The sequence below is a fragment of the Paraburkholderia sp. BR10954 genome, from assembly GCF_040965775.1.
In the GTDB taxonomy this organism is placed as follows: domain Bacteria; phylum Pseudomonadota; class Gammaproteobacteria; order Burkholderiales; family Burkholderiaceae; genus Paraburkholderia; species Paraburkholderia youngii.
Map to the genome: position 1 here is coordinate 41,256 of NZ_JBFRCK010000033.1, position 17,168 is coordinate 58,423.

Annotated in this window: 14 protein-coding genes and 2 tRNA genes; 12 read left to right on the plus strand and 4 right to left on the minus strand. The window is 62.3% G+C overall.

The window, feature by feature from the left end; translation table 11 throughout:
• The first annotated feature begins 61 nt into the window (after positions 1 to 61).
• The 10 genes from AB4Y34_RS32690 to AB4Y34_RS32735 all read left to right on the plus strand — a co-directional run bounded on the left by AB4Y34_RS32690 (position 62) and on the right by AB4Y34_RS32735 (position 8,577).
• Positions 62 to 138, plus strand: a tRNA-Val gene (locus AB4Y34_RS32690).
• Positions 139 to 391: 253 nt separating this feature from the next.
• On the plus strand, positions 392 to 2,299 hold the full coding sequence (gene thrS, locus AB4Y34_RS32695; protein WP_176382161.1) for a threonine--tRNA ligase: 1,908 nt from the start codon (positions 392 to 394) through the stop codon (positions 2,297 to 2,299).
• Between the two features lie 48 nt (positions 2,300 to 2,347).
• Positions 2,348 to 2,872, plus strand: a complete 525-nt coding sequence (gene infC, locus AB4Y34_RS32700; RefSeq protein ID WP_075643713.1) for a translation initiation factor IF-3 — start codon at positions 2,348 to 2,350, stop codon at positions 2,870 to 2,872.
• Positions 2,873 to 3,130: 258 nt separating this feature from the next.
• On the plus strand, positions 3,131 to 3,328 hold the full coding sequence (gene rpmI / locus AB4Y34_RS32705) for a 50S ribosomal protein L35 (protein WP_006052501.1): 198 nt from the start codon (positions 3,131 to 3,133) through the stop codon (positions 3,326 to 3,328).
• Between the two features lie 29 nt (positions 3,329 to 3,357).
• Positions 3,358 to 3,717 (plus strand): 50S ribosomal protein L20, encoded by a 360-nt coding sequence (gene rplT, locus AB4Y34_RS32710; protein WP_006052502.1) that lies wholly within the window; start codon positions 3,358 to 3,360, stop codon positions 3,715 to 3,717.
• Between the two features lie 158 nt (positions 3,718 to 3,875).
• Positions 3,876 to 4,889, plus strand: coding sequence for a phenylalanine--tRNA ligase subunit alpha (gene pheS, locus AB4Y34_RS32715; RefSeq protein WP_018435256.1), 1,014 nt, complete (start codon positions 3,876 to 3,878; stop codon positions 4,887 to 4,889).
• Between the two features lie 159 nt (positions 4,890 to 5,048).
• Positions 5,049 to 7,484 carry a phenylalanine--tRNA ligase subunit beta gene (pheT, locus tag AB4Y34_RS32720; RefSeq protein ID WP_368718373.1) on the plus strand — a complete coding sequence of 812 codons (2,436 nt, stop codon included), beginning with the start codon at positions 5,049 to 5,051 and terminating at the stop codon, positions 7,482 to 7,484.
• A 69-nt stretch (positions 7,485 to 7,553) separates the two neighbouring features.
• On the plus strand, positions 7,554 to 7,964 hold the full coding sequence (locus AB4Y34_RS32725) for an integration host factor subunit alpha (RefSeq protein ID WP_176108086.1): 411 nt from the start codon (positions 7,554 to 7,556) through the stop codon (positions 7,962 to 7,964).
• Between the two features lie 43 nt (positions 7,965 to 8,007).
• Positions 8,008 to 8,424 carry a MerR family transcriptional regulator gene (locus tag AB4Y34_RS32730; protein ID WP_176108087.1) on the plus strand — a complete coding sequence of 139 codons (417 nt, stop codon included), beginning with the start codon at positions 8,008 to 8,010 and terminating at the stop codon, positions 8,422 to 8,424.
• A gap of 76 nt (positions 8,425 to 8,500) precedes the next feature.
• Positions 8,501 to 8,577: transfer RNA gene (locus AB4Y34_RS32735), tRNA-Pro, on the plus strand.
• 100 nt (positions 8,578 to 8,677) lie between these two features.
• On the opposite strand, the gene AB4Y34_RS32740 is transcribed toward AB4Y34_RS32735, so the two are convergent.
• Genes AB4Y34_RS32740 through AB4Y34_RS32750 form a run of 3 tightly spaced genes read right to left on the minus strand, consistent with a single transcriptional unit; the run spans position 8,678 to position 13,213 of the window.
• On the minus strand, positions 8,678 to 9,841 hold the full coding sequence (locus tag AB4Y34_RS32740; protein WP_368718374.1) for an acyl-CoA dehydrogenase family protein: 1,164 nt from the start codon (positions 9,839 to 9,841) through the stop codon (positions 8,678 to 8,680).
• A gap of 12 nt (positions 9,842 to 9,853) precedes the next feature.
• On the minus strand, positions 9,854 to 11,062 hold the full coding sequence (locus tag AB4Y34_RS32745) for an acyl-CoA dehydrogenase family protein (protein WP_368718375.1): 1,209 nt from the start codon (positions 11,060 to 11,062) through the stop codon (positions 9,854 to 9,856).
• Between the two features lie 30 nt (positions 11,063 to 11,092).
• Positions 11,093 to 13,213 (minus strand): 3-hydroxyacyl-CoA dehydrogenase NAD-binding domain-containing protein, encoded by a 2,121-nt coding sequence (locus AB4Y34_RS32750; RefSeq protein WP_368718376.1) that lies wholly within the window; start codon positions 13,211 to 13,213, stop codon positions 11,093 to 11,095.
• 126 nt (positions 13,214 to 13,339) lie between these two features.
• Here AB4Y34_RS32750 and AB4Y34_RS32755 point away from each other — a divergent pair, with 126 nt between their 5' ends.
• On the plus strand, positions 13,340 to 14,248 hold the full coding sequence (locus tag AB4Y34_RS32755) for a LysR family transcriptional regulator (RefSeq protein WP_368718377.1): 909 nt from the start codon (positions 13,340 to 13,342) through the stop codon (positions 14,246 to 14,248).
• Positions 14,249 to 14,258: 10 nt separating this feature from the next.
• Here the strand turns inward: AB4Y34_RS32755 and AB4Y34_RS32760 are convergent, their stop codons facing one another.
• Positions 14,259 to 15,125: a hypothetical protein gene (locus tag AB4Y34_RS32760; RefSeq protein WP_176382148.1), complete on the minus strand. Its 867-nt coding sequence runs from the start codon at positions 15,123 to 15,125 to the stop codon at positions 14,259 to 14,261.
• Between the two features lie 325 nt (positions 15,126 to 15,450).
• Here AB4Y34_RS32760 and AB4Y34_RS32765 point away from each other — a divergent pair, with 325 nt between their 5' ends.
• On the plus strand, positions 15,451 to 17,127 hold the full coding sequence (locus tag AB4Y34_RS32765; RefSeq protein WP_368718378.1) for an acyl-CoA synthetase: 1,677 nt from the start codon (positions 15,451 to 15,453) through the stop codon (positions 17,125 to 17,127).
• Positions 17,128 to 17,168: the final 41 nt, after the last annotated feature.

The window sequence follows — 17,168 nt, forward strand, 5'->3', positions numbered from 1 at the left end:
AAAGTCGCTGCATAAAAGTACTTGCCAAGCTGGGCTGTACCCCATATACTCTCGTTTCTTCAGGCTCGTAGCTCAGCTGGTTAGAGCACCACCTTGACATGGTGGGGGTCGTTGGTTCGAGTCCAATCGAGCCTACCAACGAAATGGAATTCCGGTCTCGCCGGGGTTTCGCACGCTGCAGTAAGCGCTTTGAGCGCAAAAAGGCGAATACGGTTATGACACCGCGAACGTTGACCGAAACCACTTCGGAGCGACGCTAGTCGAGGACCTCTTTCGCCAGTGATGTTTGCGTAAAATGTGAATGCGGCCCCTCGAAAGTGGGGCCGCATTTTTTTTGTCTTTTTGACCCTGGTTGTATGTGCCGCCGCCGGTCGGCACCACGGAGAACGCAATGGTTTCGATACGTTTGCCTGACGGTTCTGTTCGACAGTACGAGCATCCGGTGACCGTCGCCGAAGTGGCCGCCTCGATCGGCCCCGGCCTCGCGAAAGCCGCACTCGGCGGGAAGATCGACGGGGAGTTGGTCGATACGTCTGCGCTGATCGATCGCGACGTGGCGCTCGCCATCATCACGGAGAAGGATGCAGACGGACTCGATATCATCCGCCACTCGACGGCACACCTGCTCGCGTATGCGGTGAAGGATCTGTACCCCGAAGCGCAGGTTACGATCGGCCCCGTCATTGACAACGGTTTCTATTACGACTTCTCGTACAACCGTCCTTTCACGCCGGAAGACCTCGAAAAAATCGAAAGGCGCATGCAGGAGCTCGCGAAGAAGGACGAGCCGGTGTCGCGTCGCGTGGTGTCGCGCGACGAAGCGGTCGAGTACTTCAAGAGCATCGGCGAAAAGTACAAAGCCGAAATCATCGAATCGATTCCCGCCAGCGACGAAATCAAGCTGTACTCGCATGGCGGCTTCACGGACCTGTGCCGCGGCCCGCACGTGCCGTCCACCGGCAAGCTGAAGGTCTTCAAGCTGATGAAAGTCGCGGGAGCCTACTGGCGCGGGGACTCGAAGAACGAGCAGTTGCAGCGAATTTACGGCACGGCCTGGACGAAGAAGGAAGACCAGGAAGCATATCTGCACATGCTCGAAGAGGCCGAGAAGCGCGATCATCGGAAGCTGGGCAAGCAGCTCGACCTGTTCCACATGCAGGACGAGTCGCCGGGCATGGTGTTCTGGCATCCGCGCGGCTGGACGCTGTGGCAGCAGGTCGAGCAGTACATGCGCCGTCGCGTGAATGACGCCGGCTACCTTGAAATCAAGACGCCGTTGATCATGGACCGCTCGCTGTGGGAAGCGTCGGGACACTGGCAGAACTATCGTGAAAATATGTTCACGACCGAATCGGAAAAGCGCGACTACGCGATCAAGCCGATGAACTGCCCCGGTCACGTGCAGGTATTCAACCACGGTCTGCGCTCGTATCGCGATCTGCCGCTGCGTTATGCTGAGTTCGGTTCGTGCCATCGCAACGAATCGTCGGGTGCGCTGCATGGACTGATGCGCGTGCGCGGTTTCGTGCAGGACGACGCCCATATTTTTTGTACCGAAGACCAGTTCATCAGCGAATCGATCGCGTTCAACACGCTGGCGATGAGCGTCTACCGCGACTTCGGCTTCGACAACGTTGAGATCAAGCTGTCGCTGCGTCCGGATGCGCGCGCCGGCACCGACGAAACGTGGGATCGCGCGGAGCAGGGACTGCGCGAGGCGCTGACGGCCTGCGGCGTCGCGTGGGAAGAACTGCCTGGCGAGGGTGCGTTCTACGGCCCGAAGGTCGAGTATCACATCAAGGACGCGCTCGGCCGCTCGTGGCAGTGCGGTACGCTGCAACTCGACATGGTGCTGCCGGAGCGTCTGGGTGCCGAATACGTCGCCGAAGACAATAGTCGTCGTCGCCCTATCATGCTCCACCGGGCAATTGTCGGATCAATGGAACGCTTCCTCGGGATTCTCATCGAGCACCATGCTGGTGCAATGCCCGCCTGGCTCGCGCCGATCCAGGTCGTCGTGATGAATATCGCGGAAAGTCAGTCCGAATATGCGCAGTCGCTAGCCCAATCGTTGCAAAAACAAGGGGTTAGAGTCGAGGCCGATTTGCGCAACGAGAAGATTAGCTATAAAATACGCGAGCACACGCTGGAAAAGGTGCCGTACCTGCTGGTGGTCGGCGACAAGGAGCGTGAAGCGCAAACGGTAGCCGTGCGTGCCCGTGGTGGTGTCGATATGGGTGTGATGCCTGTTGACGCCTTCATTGAGCGTCTGCGCCAGGACGTGCAGTCGTTCAACTAACCACTCGGTACCCGGCTCGTTTTTTTTAATTTTTAGAGGAAACGTAACATCGCTACTGATAAGTCTGCGCACCGCATCAACGGTGAAATTACAGCACCCGAGGTGCGACTGGTCGGCGTCGAGAACGAACCGCTCGGCATCGTGAAGCTCGCTGATGCGTTCCGCATGTCGGAACAGCAGGACGTGGATCTGGTCGAAATCGCCCCGCAAGCGGTTCCGCCGGTTTGCCGCTTGATGGACTACGGCAAGTTCAAGTACCAGGAAGCGAAGAAGCAACACGAGGCCAAGCTCAAGCAGAAGGTCATTCAGGTCAAGGAAGTCAAATTCCGCCCGGGTACCGACGACGGCGATTACAACGTCAAACTGCGCAACCTCGTCCGCTTCCTCGAAGACGGCGACAAGACGAAAATCACGTTGCGTTTCCGTGGCCGCGAAATGGCTCACCAGGAAATCGGCATGCGCATGCTCGAACGCCTGCGCACCGACCTCGACGAAGTCGGTCAGGTCGAGCAGATGCCGAAAATGGAAGGGCGCCAGATGATCATGGTGCTCGCTCCGAAGAAAAAGAAGTAAGCGCGAAGCAGTTGGCCGGAGCGGCGGCGTGCCATGCGGCCCGCTCTCCGGTAGCGCAAGGTTGTTTGATGCTGTGCTGGGTGTCTGGCGCGGTGTTGGAAAATTTCGGAACGTCGCGCATGCAAGCGCGCAGTCGTTCCCGAAAAGCGGCCGCTGGCGGTATCGGCGGTCTGCATACCAAGTGGAATGGGTTTCGAAGGGCGGGAAATGGCCATCTGGCCGACCGCACACCCATGTCCATCTAATAATGGAGTTGTCATGCCGAAGATGAAGACCAAGAAGAGCGCTGCAAAGCGCTTCGTGGTGCGTCCGGGCGGTACCGTTAAGCGCGGTCAGGCCTTCAAGCGTCACATTCTTACCAAGAAGACCACCAAGAACAAACGCCATCTGCGCGGCTCCACGGCAGTTCATGATTCCGATCTGAACTCCGTTCGCGCAATGCTGCCGTTCGCTTAACCCTTAACCGACACTCATAGGAGCGAAACATGCCTCGAGTAAAACGTGGGGTTACCGCACGGGCCCGTCACAAGAAGATCATCAAGCTGGCCAAGGGTTACCGCGGCCGTCGCAATAACGTCTATCGAATCGCCAAGCAGGCGGTCATGCGCGCAGGCCAGTACGCCTACCGCGATCGCCGCAATAAGAAGCGTGTGTTCCGCGCACTGTGGATCACGCGTATCAACGCGGCGGTGCGTCAGCACGACATGACGTACAGCGTGTTCATCAACGGCCTGAAGAAGGCGTCGATCGAACTGGACCGCAAGGTGCTGGCCGACATGGCTGTATTCGACAAGGCTGCTTTTGCTGCGATCGTTCAGCAGGTGAAAGCCGCCGTTGCAGCCTGATTGCGCTTCTGGCAATTAAAACTGCGTGGTTCGTTGCAGCGAACATCCGGTAGTCTCGGTGACGCTGCAACAAAAACGGGGCTCCTCACCGAGCCCCGTTTTTGTTGGTAGAACCAGTTTTGTTTCGATAGAACACTGACGTTGAAATGATGGGATCAATGGATCTGGACCAGATTGTCGCCGACGCGCAAAAAGCCTTCGCAGAAGCCCCCGACGTCACCACCCTCGAGAACGAGAAAGCGCGCTTTCTCGGTAAGGCGGGTGCGCTGACCGAGCTGTTGAAGGGCCTTGGCAAACTCGATCCCGAAACGCGCAAGACAGAAGGCGCTCGGATCAACCTCGTCAAGCAACAGGTCGAAGCCGCGCTGACGGCACGTCGTCAGTCGCTCGCCGACGCGCTTCTGAACCAGCGCCTCGCCGCTGAGGCGATCGACGTCACGCTGCCGGGCCGCGGCGCCAATGCTGGCAGCCTGCACCCGGTGATGCGCACCTGGGAGCGCGTCGAGCAAATTTTTCGTACGATCGGATTCGACGTGGCAGACGGCCCCGAGATCGAAACCGACTGGTACAACTTCACTTCGCTGAACAGCCCGGAAAACCATCCGGCGCGTTCGATGCAGGATACCTTCTACGTCGACGGCAAGGACGCCGACGGTCGCCCGCTGCTGCTGCGTACGCATACGAGTCCGATGCAGGTACGCTACGCGCGTACCAACACGCCGCCGATCAAGGTGATCGTGCCCGGCCGCACGTATCGCGTGGATAGCGACGCCACGCATTCGCCGATGTTCAACCAGGTCGAAGGCCTGTGGATCGACGAGAACATCAGCTTCGCCGACCTGAAGGGTGTCTATACCGACTTCCTGAAAAAATTCTTCGAGCGCGACGACATTCTCGTGCGCTTCCGTCCGTCGTATTTCCCGTTCACCGAACCGTCGGCCGAGATCGACATGCAGTTCGAAACGGGCAAGAACGCGGGCAAGTGGCTCGAAATTTCGGGCTCCGGCCAGGTGCATCCGACCGTGATCCGTAACATGGGTCTGGACCCGGAGCGCTACATCGGCTTCGCTTTCGGCAGCGGCCTCGAGCGTCTCACGATGCTGCGTTACGGCGTGCAGGACCTGCGCCTGTTCTTCGAAAACGACCTGCGTTTCCTGCGTCAATTCGCGTGAACCGGCGCGCGCGAGCGCTACAAAGCAAAGAGCGCGGTAGCGCACCCGGTGCGCGCCGCGAGCGTCCCCGGCAGAGCTCGCTGAACCGGCGCAAGACCACCGGCTTTACGAAGCACCTGCCGGACGTGGACCTAACCTGATCAGAACGTACACAGAACCATGCAATTTCCGGAATCCTGGCTCAGAACCTTTGTCGATCCCCGACTGACCACCGACGAGCTGTCGCACGCGTTGACGATGGCGGGTCTCGAAGTCGAAGACCTGCGGCCAGCCGCGCCGCCGACCTCGAAGATCGTCGTCGGCCAGGTGCTGGAAGTCGTCAAGCACCCGGATGCGGACAAGCTCAACGTGTGTCAGGTCAACGCCGGCACCGGCGCGACGCTGAACATCGTATGCGGCGCGCCGAACGTGGCCCCGGGCATCAAGGTGCCGGTCGCGCTGGTCGGCGCGCAACTGCCGCCGGCCGAGGAGGGCGGCGCACCGTTCCCGATCAAGCTGTCGAAGCTGCGCGGCGTCGAAAGCCAGGGCATGCTGTGTTCGGCGCGCGAGCTGAAGCTCTCCGAAGATCACAGTGGTCTGATGATCCTGCCGGAAGATACCCCGATCGGCCAGGACATCCGCGAGACCCTCAACCTCGACGACACCGTTTTTGAAATCAAGCTGACGCCGAACAAGGCCGACTGTTTGTCGGTATTCGGCGTCGCGCGCGAAACGTCGGCGATTACCGGGGCGCCGCTGCGCTCGCTCGACATCAAGCCGGCTCCGGTGAAGCTGAATGAAACGCTGCCCGTGAAAATCTCGGCGCCCGATCTGTGCGGCCGTTTCTCGGGCCGCGTGATCCGCGGCGTCAATGCGCGCGCGAAGTCGCCGCAATGGATGGTCGAGCGTCTCGAGCGCTCCGGCCAGCGTAGCATCTCCGCGCTCGTCGACATCTCGAACTATGTGATGCTCGAGCTGGGGCGTCCGTCGCACGTGTTCGATCTCGACAAGATCCACGGCGGCATGGACGTGCGCTGGGGCCGCAAGGGCGAAACGCTGAAACTGCTGAACGGCAACACGGTCGAGCTCGATGAAACGGTCGGCGTGATCGCCGACGAGCAGCATATCGAAAGCCTCGCGGGCATCATGGGCGGCGACAGCACGGCAGTCACGCTCGACACCACCAACATCTATCTCGAAGCCGCGTTCTGGTGGCCCGATAGCATTCGTGGCCGCTCGCGCAAGTACAACTTTTCGACCGATGCAGGCCATCGCTTCGAGCGCGGCGTGGATTACGCAACGACCGTCGATCATATCGAGCGCATCACGCAGTTGATCCTCGACATCTGCGGCGGCGAAGCGGGTCCGGTCGACGATCAGATCGTCAACGTGCCAAAGCGCGCGCCCGTGAAGATGCGCGTTTCGCGCGCGAACCGCATCATCGGCGTCGCGATCGGCGCCGATGAAATCGGGCAGATCTTCACGCGCCTCGGCCTGTCGTTCGAGCGTGACGGCGATACGTTCTCGGTGATGCCGCCGTCGTACCGCTTCGATATCGAAATCGAAGAGGACCTGATCGAAGAAGTCGCACGTATCTACGGCTTCGAAAAGATTCCGGCGCGCCCGCCGGTCGCGACCAGCGAAATGCGCGCGACCAACGAGACGCAACGCTCGATCCACGCGATCCGGCATGCACTCGCCGCGCGCGACTACGCGGAAACGGTGAACTTCAGCTTCGTCGACGCCGAGTGGGAGCAGGACTTCGCGGGCAATAGCAACCCGGTGCGTCTGATTAACCCGATCGCAAGCCAGCTGTCGGTGATGCGCACGACGCTGTTCGGCAGCCTGATTCATGTGCTTCGCACGAACCTGAACCGTCGCGCGGCGGACCGCGTGCGCGTGTTCGAAGCGGGCCGCGTGTTCCTGCATGATCCGTCGATCAAGGCCGGCGAGCTGACGGTCGAAGGTTTCGCGCAGCCGAAGATGATCGGCGCGCTCGCCTACGGTCCCGCGCTCGACGAGCAGTGGGGCGCACCGACGCGTGCCGTCGACTTCTTCGACATGAAGGGCGACATCGAAGCGCTGGTCGCACCGGCGCTCGCGCGGTTCGTAAAGGCCGAGCATCCGGCGCTGCATCCGGGACGCAGCGCGCGTATCGAATTGAATGGTCGCGCAGTGGGCTGGATTGGCGAATTGCATCCGCGCTGGATGCAAAAATATGATTTGCCGCATGCGCCGATTCTGTTTGAAATCGAAGCGGAAGCATTAATGCAACGGGTATTGCCGGTTCCGTCGGAAGTTTCAAAATTCCCGCCGGTACGACGTGATATTGCGGTGGTCGTCGATCAGAAAATCGAGGTTCAGGCGCTGCTCGACGAGCTCCAGAAGGCCCAGTCCGAACCGGCCTGCAAGACTGTCCAGAAGGTTGCGCTTTTCGACGAATTTCGTCCAAAATCAAACACTTCCGGTGGTCTGGCTGCGCACGAGAAAAGCCTTGCGTTCCGGGTGACCTTGCAAGATACTGGCGGAACCCTTCAGGATGAAACGGTCGATCTGGCTATTCAAACTCTGGTGGAACGTCTGGCTCGAGTATATGGCGCACGGTTGCGCGGATAACCCGCATTTAACATTTGCACGGCTGTTTCCGCATCCATTGTTTTACGCTTGGCGCGCCATTTGATAGATATGAATGAAATGAACTCGAGTGATTTCGAAGCCCTTCTTACGGCGCAACGCAGCGCCATGATTCGAGAAATTCCGACATCACCCGCCGTCGTTTCCAATGAGACGCCGACGCTCACCAAGGCGGAACTTGCCGAGTTGCTGTTCGACAATGTCGGACTCAACAAGCGGGAAGCGAAGGACATGGTCGAGGCGTTCTTCGAGGTGATCCGCGATGCGCTCGAGAGCGGCGACAGCGTCAAGCTGTCGGGCTTCGGCAACTTCCAGTTGCGCGACAAGCCGCAGCGTCCCGGCAGAAATCCGAAGACGGGCGAGGCGATTCCGATCGCGGCGCGTCGCGTGGTGACGTTTCATGCAAGTCAAAAGCTGAAGGCGCTCGTCGAAAACGGCGCCGAAGCGAGCTTCGCGCGCTGATCGACTGGCGCGCTTTCGGGCAACCCATCACGGCTAACTGACGATGACAGCGACGATCGAAAAAGTCGTCTTGCCTCCGATTCCGGCGAAGCGATACTTCACGATTGGTGAGGTCAGCGAACTTTGCGGCGTGAAGCCCCACGTGCTGCGTTACTGGGAGCAGGAGTTCACCCAGTTGAGGCCGGTCAAGCGGCGCGGCAATCGTCGGTATTATCAGCATCACGAGGTGCTGCTGATCAGGCGGATTCGAGAGTTGCTGTACGAGCAGGGTTTTACGATCAACGGCGCCCGCAACCGGCTCGATTCGCATGGCAGCGGTGGGCCGGATGCCGTCATCGAAGAGGGTGAAGCTGCCGCCGGAGCCGCGGGGCAGGTCCAGGCATCGGCGGCAACGGTTGCTGTCGATGTCGAGAAGTTGCGCGAGGAACTGCAGAGCGTAATCGATCTGCTGGGCCACTAGTTAATGGGCTCGTTCGCTTTGTGCGTGTCGGGCAGTTCTAATCGAATGAAGTGTCTGTTATAATTTTTCTTCTGTTCGGGGCGTAGCGCAGCCTGGTAGCGTACCTGCATGGGGTGCAGGTGGTCGGAGGTTCAAATCCTCTCGCCCCGACCAAGATCAAAAAGGACTTACGGTGAAAGCCGTAAGTCCTTTTTTCTTGCCCGTCGCGGACAACTGCGACGCCCCGCGTCTCCGACAAGCAGGCGCCTGATGCTCAGGCCTGCGCGAGCGACGCCGCAGCTCCCAGCGCCACAAACCGCTCCAAATGATGATCCTCATCCCCAAGCTGATGATCGATCATCACGAGCCGCTTCGCGTAATGCGCAACCGGCAGCTCCCATGTCATGCCGATCCCGCCGTGCATCTGGATGCATTCCTCTGCGACCCGCGTGCCGATCCGGCCGATGCTGTACTTCGCCGCCGACACCGCGCGCTCGCGCGCATTGCGTTCACCATCGAGAACCGCCGCCGCATTGATCACCGCCGAGCGCGCCTGCTCGATTTCGAGCAGCAAATCGGCCATGCGATGCTGCAACGCCTGGAAGCTGCCGATCGGCACGCCAAACTGCCTGCGCGTGCGCAGATAGTCGAGCGTGTAGTCTTTCGCGACGTCCATGGCGCCGACCGCTTCCGCGCACAGCGCGAGCACGCCGCAGCTCATCGCATATTCGAGCGTCGCAAAGCCCTGGCCGACTGAGCCGAGCACGGAGTCGTCGTCGAGCGTCACATTGTCGAACGTCACTTCGGCCGCGCGTCCCCCATCGATCTTCCGATAGCCGCGCACGCTCACGCCCGCCGCGTCCCTCGGCACCAGAAACAGCGTGATGCCGGCTTCGGCATCGTCTTCGCCGCTCGTGCGTGCCGAGACGAGGAACACATGAGCATGCTCGCCATGCTGAACGACGGTCTTCGCGCCATGCAAAGTCCACGCGCCGCTGTTGCCCTTAACGCTGCGCCGCGCGCGCGTCGCTGCGACCCGACCCAGTTCGTAATGACTGTCCGGTTCGCCATGCGCGAGCGCAACGATCCGCGAGCCGTCGATCAACGAACCCAGTGCCGATTTTTGCGCGTCACTGCCGCTGCGAGCGATCGCCCGGCCGACGATCAGCGTATCGAGAAACGGCTCGACGACGAGCCCCCGGCCGATACTCTCGAACACCACGGAAATATCGAACCCGCCGCCGCCAAAACCGCCGCTCGCTTCGTCGAACAGTGCGCCGATCACGCCAAGCTCCGCGAAGCGCGCCCACAATTCGGTGCTGAAGCCTTGCGTCGAGCGCGCGATCTGGTCGCGCGTCGCGAAGCCGTATTGCTCGCTGATAAACCGGTTCAGCGTATCCGCCAGCATGCGGCGGTCTTCGGTGTGCTGGAAATTCATGACGCGCGCCTCTTACAGTCCGAGGATCGTTTTGGAAATGATGTTCTTCTGGATTTCGTTCGAGCCGCCGAAGATCGACAGCTTGCGATTATTGAAGTACTGCGATGCGGCACTCGCGGCTTCGTCGGGGCCGACCGGCACGCCGTCGAAGCCTTCGTACAGCGCTTCCTCGACGAATGGCTGCGCATAAGCGCCCATCGCGCGACGCGTCAGCGACGAGATTTCCTGACGGATTTCGGTGCCGCGAATCTTCAGCATCGAACTCTCGGCACCGGGCACCCCGCCGCCCGCCACGGCTGCGATCACGCGCAGGTTGGTCGTCTTCATGTTCTCGAGATCGATCTCGACGCGCGCCATGCGTGCCGCGAACGCGGGATCCTCGGCGAGCGGCCGGCCATTGCGCAGCTGTTTCGCGGCGATCTTGCGCAGACGGTTGAACGCGGCGACCGAAAAGCCGACGCCCGCGATATTGGTGCGCTCGTACGTGAGCAGATATTTCGCGTAGGTCCAGCCCTTGTTCTCTTCGCCGACGAGATTTGCGGCAGGCACGCGCACGTCGGTGAAAAACACTTCATTGACTTCGTGCTCGCCGTCGAGCGTGATGATTGGCCGCACTTCGACGCCCGGCGTATTCATGTCGATCAACAGAAAGCTGATGCCTTCCTGTTTGCGCACGTCGGTCGCGGTGCGCACGAGGCAGAAGATCATGTTCGCGTAATGAGCGAGCGTGGTCCACGTCTTCTGGCCAGTGACGATGTAGTGTTCGCCCTGCGCATCCTTGCCGCGCACCGCCGTCGTTTTGACCGACGCGAGGTCGGAGCCCGCGCCCGGCTCCGAATAGCCCTGGCACCACCAGTCGGAACCATCGAGAATGCGCGGCAGCCAGTGACGCTTCTGCGCTTCGCTGCCGTACCTGATCAGCACGGGCCCGAGCATGTTGACGCCGAACGGTACGACGCGCGGCGCGCCGGCCAGCGCGCATTCGTTCTCGAAGATGAACTTCTGCACCGCGTTCCAGCCTGGGCCGCCGTATTCCTTCGGCCAGTGATTCGCGAGCCAGCCCTGCGCGTTCAGAATCGCGTGCCACTCGGCCATGTCGTCGCGCGTCAGACGCCGGCCGGCGTGCACCTTGCCGGCGAGGCGTTGCGGCAGCTTGTCGCGCAGAAACGCCAGCACGCTGGTGCGAAACGCTTCTTCTTCAGCGGTGAAGTTCAGATCCATCGCAGTCGTTCCGTCCGGGTTCGTGGCGGCTCAGGCCGTCGTGTTCAGGCTCGCGAAATCCGCTCCGCGCTCGACCAGTTCGACGAGCAGCGGCGACGGCCGCCAGAACAGCGGGTCTTCCTTCGCGTACTCGCGGATGTCGGCGAGGATCGTCGCCAGGCCGACGCTGTCCGCGTATTTCATCGGACCGCCGCGGTAGCGCGGAAAGCCGTAGCCGTACAGCAGCGTCACGTCGACGTCGAGCGGGCGCAGCGCGATGCCTTCGTGCACGACGTTCGCGCCTTCGTTGATCATCGCGGCCATATAGCGGCGCATGATCTGCTCGTCGGTGAAGCTGCGCGGCGTGACGCCCGCGCGCTTACGCTCGGCGTCGATGATCGCCTCGACTTCGGGATCGGGTATGCCGCCGCGTGATCCTTCGGGGTACAGATAGAATCCGCGGCCCGTCTTCTGGCCGAACCAGCCACGCTCGCACAGGCGGTCGGCGATCTGCACGTAGCGTGCGTTCGGATCGCGCGTGGCCGCGCGGCGTTTGCGCGCCGCCCAGCCGATGTCGCCGCCCGCGAGGTCGACCACCTGGAACGGGCCCATCGGCAAGCCGAACGCGCGCACGGCCGCGTCGATCTGATACGGCGATGCACCGTCTTCCATCAGCGCGTCCGCGGCGGCGCGATAAACGGCGAGCAGGCGATTGCCGATGAAACCGTCGCACACGCCCGCGCGCACCGGCGTCTTGCGCAGCTTCTTCGCGAGCTCGAACGCGGTCGCGACGACGTCGGCGCTGACCTGCTTCGGCACCACGACTTCGAGCAGCTTCATGATGTTGGCGGGCGAGAAGAAGTGCAGGCCAATCACATCGGCGGGGCGCGAGATGCTGGCCGCGATCGCTTCGATGTCCAGATACGACGTGTTGCTCGCGAGCACCGCGCCAGGCTTGCAGACGCGATCGAGCTCGGCGAACACGGCCTTTTTGACGTCGAGATCTTCGAACACGGCTTCGATCACGAGGTCGACGTGAGCAAGCGCATCGTACGTCGTGCTGCCGCTCCAGCGCGCCATGGTCGCGGCTTTCTTTTCGGCGGTGAGGCGGCCTTTGGCGATCAGCCCGTCGTAGACCTTGTCGATGTGCGCGCGGCCGCGCGCGAGCGACGCTTCGTCGCGTTCGATCATCGTGACGGGCAGACCCGCGTCGAGCAGCGCGACCGTAATGCCGGCGCCCATCGTGCCGCCGCCGATCACGCCGATCGCCTCGAGCGCGCGCGGTTTCGCGTCGCGCGTTTCGGGCGCTTTCAGCACTTCGCGCTCGGCAAAGAACGCGTGCACGAGACCTGCGCGCTGCGGGCTGTCGAGGCATTGCAGGAACAGCGTGCGTTCGAACTTCAGGCCTTCGTCGAAGGGCTTTTCGATCGCGGCTTCGACGGCGTCGACGATTTTCAGCGGCGAGAACAGGCCGCGCGCTTTCTTCGCGGTTTCTTCACGCGCTTTCGCGATGGCGGCGAGGCTCGCGACGCGATCGTTCAATGCGGCGGCGTCGCGCGTGCGGCGCACCGGCGCGTGCGCGGCGAGCAGTTCATGCGCGTAAGCGAGCCCTTCGGCGAGGATGTCGTCGCTGTCGCCAAGACGGTCGATCAAGCCCAGCGCGAACGCTTCCTTCGCGCTCGCATGACGGCCGCTCAGGATCAGATCGAGCGCGGCAGGCGCGCCGATCAGGCGCGGCGTGCGTTGCGTGCCGCCCGCGCCGGGCAGCAGGCCGAGCTGCACCTCGGGCAGGCCGAGCTTCGCGCCCTCGACGGCGATCCGGTAATGCGCGGCGAGCGCCACTTCGAGCCCGCCGCCGAGCGCGGCGCCATGCAACGCGGCAATCACGGGTTTCCCGCAGGCCTCAATGCGATTGCACACGTCCGGCAGCGAAGGCGGCAGCGGCGGCTTGCCGAACTCGCGAATATCGGCACCGGCGATGAAATTGCGCCCCGCGCCGACGATCAGCACGGCTTCGACGGCGCGATCGGCGTCGGCGGCTTCGATCGCGGCCAGCAGGCCGCGCCGCACGTCGGCAGAGAGCGCGTTGACCGGCGCGTGGTCGATCGTGACGAGCAGGAGCTTGCCGCGCAATTCGCGCATGACGACGTCTGCTGTGGGGGAATGGTTCATCGTGGGTGTCTCCGTATGAGGGTGGCGAAGCGCGCCGGATCGCCCCATTCTGGAGTGGTCAACGTTCATTGACAATCACATGGCTGATTGACAGACTGTCAAAATTATTTTGACAACGACATGCCAATGGACGTCAACTCGCTGACCCTGCTCGTCGACATCCTCGATGCCGGCAATCTGAGCGAAGCGGCGCGCCGGCTCAAGATGAGCCGCGCGAACGTTAGCTATCATTTGAACCAGCTCGAGCGTTCGGTGGGCCTGCAATTGGTGCGGCGCACCACGCGCCGCGTCGAGCCGACCGAGATCGGTCTGCGGCTCTACGAGCACGGCCGTACTATTCGCAACGCATTGCTGGCCGCGCGCGAGTCGGTGGCGACGCTGGGCCAAAGCCTGCAAGGGCGAGTGCGGCTGAGCGTGCCGAGCGGCTATGGCCAGCTCGTGATGTCCGACTGGCTGATCGCGTTCAAGCGGCTGTATCCGGGCATCGTGCTCGACGTAATGTTCGAGAACCGCGTCGAGGATCTGATGCGCGACGAGATCGACATCGCCGTGCGCGTGATGTCGGAGCCGCCGCAAAACCTCGTCGCTCGGGACATGGGGCCGGTCCGGTACGTGGCCTGCGCATCCCCCGAATTCGCGCGGGCGCACGGCATGCCCGCGACGCTCGACGACCTGCGCACCGCGCCGTTGATTACCGCGGCCGTGATCGGCAAGCAATTGCGGCTCGCCGCGTATCTGCGCGACGAGCGTCATGAAGTGCTGCTCGAACCGACGATTATTTCGGAAAACTTTCTATTTTTGCGGCAGGCGGTGCTGGCCGGTCTGGGCGTCGGACTCGTGCCGGACTACGTGGTGCAGGACGATCTGAAGCGCGGCGCCGTGCTGAGCGCGCTCGATGCCTGGCGGCTCAGCATCTTCGGCACCCAGATGTACATGCTGTACATGCCGAACCGGCACCACACGCGCGCGGCCGCGACGTTCATCGACTTCGTGCTGGAGCAGGCGCAGGGCTCGGGCAGGGGCGGCGCGAACTGAAGCGGCGAACTCAGGCGCCGAGTCTGCGCGCAATGGCCGTCGTGACCATTGGCACGCCGACGCGCAGCAGCTTGCGCACGCCTTCGTCGCTGCCGACTTTCTCCACCGCGTTGTCGACCATCGCCTGCATCACGCTCGCCGGATAAAACTCGCGAAACAGCTCGTTGGCGCCGGTTTGCTCGAAGACGTGATGCAGGAACGACCCAACGGGCGGGCCGATGCGCTTGAAGAGCCCCATCTTGACGACACGGTTGTTGCACAGATGCAGCGTGTACGCGTCGGAACAGAGCTCCGCGCACTCTTCGAAATAGCGCGGCAGGAACACCTTGTAGTAATCGTTGAAATGCACCGGATAGAACAGGCTTTCGGGAAGACCGGCCTTCACGCCATAGACGGCGGTCAATAGACGCGGGCCGGTGTCGCCCCACTTCAGTGCGGTGCCTTTCATCGCTTCGACCCGTTCGATCGCCTCATGCAAGCGCGGCTGATCCGGATCGAGCCTCAGAATCGCATTGCAGATGCTCGTCTGGGTTTCCCGCCCGATCAGGTCGCCCTTGGCGTTCAGATCGAAATCGCGCAACAGCAGCATATCGGTGTCGACCCAGATCTCGTCGGTCTTCGTGAACATCACGAAGCGGAAATAGTCGGTGAAATGCTGCATCGACGGCACCCCGTGAATCGGGAAGTCGTTCAGCGAATCGCGCGGCAGTATCGTGGTCGCGTCTTTCGCGATCACACCGGGCGGCAATCCGGCGATCGGCTCGTAGCTATAAAGCGCGACCTCGCTGCCGTACTGCGTGAACGAACTTAGACAGGCGACTTCATAGTGAGAAAGTTCCGGACCATGCCAGAACGATGCAAATCTTGCCTTGCGCATATGTCATCCGGGGTAGCGATCATGCGGCGCAACATGGGCGCCGAACCTGTGTAACGATCCTAGACGGGGACGGCACAGGTCAGACTTAAAGGGCTTGAATCACACAGGAGTTGTCGCAAAACGCTGAGTTCAACGCGACGGGTCGGCGATTATTGGCGGGACTATGTCGTATTTGGCGAAGCCAATTGCGCAAGGCGACGCGGCGAACGGCACAGGCAAGATCGTGGGCTAAACTGCGGAGCACCGGCCATGCGCGCGCAGAAGGAGCAAGCAATGGGCCATGCACTACTCCGTGCAGCGATAGCGACGATTTTCAGGAGACGCGATGAACCTCGATGGCGAGACTTACGATTCGCTCACGGCCAATTTCACGTGGCGCATTCCACCGCGCTACAACATCGGCGTCGATGCATGCGACAAGTGGGCCGATGGCTCGGGGCGTCTCGCGCTGATCTACGAAGATGCCGACGGCCGCGCGATCCGCCATACGTTCGACGAACTGAAAGCCCTGTCCGACCGCTTCGCCAATGCGCTGCTCGCGGCGGGCGCACGGCGCGGCGAGCGCGTCGGCATCTTCCTGTCGCAATCGATCGAAACGGCCATCGCGCATCTCGCGGCCTACAAGGCCGGCATGGTCGCGGTGCCGTTGTTCGCGCTGTTCGGCGTCGACGCGATCGAGCATCGCCTCGGCGATAGCGGTGCGGTCGCACTCATCACTGATCACGCCGGCGTGCAAAAGATCGACGAAATCCGCGGCGCGCTGCCAGAGTTGCGACACGTGTTCAGCGTCGATATCGAGCAGGATGACGAAGCATCGGACGCGCCCGTGAGGTCGTTCTGGCAGGCGTTGCATAGCGCGTCCGCTGAGTTCACGTCGGCCGATACCGCCGCGGACGATCCGGCGATCATCATCTATACGTCGGGCACGACCGGAAAACCGAAGGGCGCGCTACACGGGCATCGCGTGTTGCTCGGCCATCTGCCCGGCGTCGAGATGTCGCAGCAGGGCTTTCCCGCGCACGCGACGCTGATGTGGACGCCCGCGGACTGGGCGTGGATCGGCGGCCTGTTCGATGTGCTGCTGCCGTCGTGGCATCACGGCGTCGCGGTGCTCGCGCGCCGTTTTGCAAAATTCGACGGCCACGCCGCGTTCGATCTGCTCGCGCGTCACGCGGTCTCCCATGCGTTTTTACCGCCGACCGCGCTGAAGATGATGCGCGGCGTCGAGCGGCCCGCTCATCTGCGGCTCGCGTTGCGATCGGTCGCGAGCGGCGGCGAATCCCTTGGCGAGGAACTGATCGGCTGGGGGCGCGATGCGCTCGGCGTGACGATCAACGAGTTCTACGGGCAGACCGAGTGCAACGTCGTGGTGTCGTCGTGCGCGGCGCTGTTCGAGCCGCGCTTCGGCGCGATCGGGCGCGCGGTGCCGGGGCACCATGTCGCGATCGTCGATGCCGCCGGCAACGAACTGCCGCCCGGCGCGATCGGCGATATCGCGGTGGCGGCGCCCGATCCAGTGATGTTTGTCGGCTACTGGCGCAACGAGGCGGCGACGCGCGAGAAATTCCGCGGCAAGTTTCTGCTGACCGGCGATCTCGGCACGCGCGACGCGGACGGCTTCATCCGCTTCGTCGGCCGCGGCGACGACGTGATCACGAGCGCCGGCTACCGGATCGGGCCCGCGTCGATCGAGGATTCGCTGCTGCGTCATCCGGCCGTCGCGATGGCCGCCGTGGTCGGCGCGCCCGATCGCGAGCGCACCGAAATCGTGATGGCGTTCGTCGTGCTGAAAGCGGGCTTCGTCGGCGACGATGCGCTGGTGCGCGAGATCCAGCAGCACGTAAAGACGCGTCTGGCTGCGCACGAATATCCGCGCGAGATTCGCTTCGTCGAAAGTCTGCCGATGACGGCCACCGGCAAGGTGATCCGCAAGGCGCTGCGCGAGGCGCTGGGGGAGACCGGCGCGCACGACCCGGACGCGATCCCACCGGCGAAAAACTGAGTCTGCTACGATGACCCACCCACGATGAGAATCACAGCGGA

Coding starts and splice junctions, on each gene's coding strand:
- thrS (WP_176382161.1), top strand. CDS start 392: ATGGTTTCGATACGTTTGCCTGACGGTTCTGTTCGACAGTACGAGCAT.
- rpmI (WP_006052501.1), top strand. CDS start 3,131: ATGCCGAAGATGAAGACCAAGAAGAGCGCTGCAAAGCGCTTCGTGGTG.
- rplT (WP_006052502.1), top strand. CDS start 3,358: ATGCCTCGAGTAAAACGTGGGGTTACCGCACGGGCCCGTCACAAGAAG.
- pheS (WP_018435256.1), top strand. CDS start 3,876: ATGGATCTGGACCAGATTGTCGCCGACGCGCAAAAAGCCTTCGCAGAA.
- pheT (WP_368718373.1), top strand. CDS start 5,049: ATGCAATTTCCGGAATCCTGGCTCAGAACCTTTGTCGATCCCCGACTG.
- AB4Y34_RS32725 (WP_176108086.1), top strand. CDS start 7,554: ATGAATGAAATGAACTCGAGTGATTTCGAAGCCCTTCTTACGGCGCAA.
- AB4Y34_RS32730 (WP_176108087.1), top strand. CDS start 8,008: ATGACAGCGACGATCGAAAAAGTCGTCTTGCCTCCGATTCCGGCGAAG.
- AB4Y34_RS32740 (WP_368718374.1), bottom strand. CDS start 9,841: ATGAATTTCCAGCACACCGAAGACCGCCGCATGCTGGCGGATACGCTG.
- AB4Y34_RS32745 (WP_368718375.1), bottom strand. CDS start 11,062: ATGGATCTGAACTTCACCGCTGAAGAAGAAGCGTTTCGCACCAGCGTG.
- AB4Y34_RS32750 (WP_368718376.1), bottom strand. CDS start 13,213: ATGAACCATTCCCCCACAGCAGACGTCGTCATGCGCGAATTGCGCGGC.
- AB4Y34_RS32755 (WP_368718377.1), top strand. CDS start 13,340: ATGGACGTCAACTCGCTGACCCTGCTCGTCGACATCCTCGATGCCGGC.
- AB4Y34_RS32760 (WP_176382148.1), bottom strand. CDS start 15,125: ATGCGCAAGGCAAGATTTGCATCGTTCTGGCATGGTCCGGAACTTTCT.
- AB4Y34_RS32765 (WP_368718378.1), top strand. CDS start 15,451: ATGAACCTCGATGGCGAGACTTACGATTCGCTCACGGCCAATTTCACG.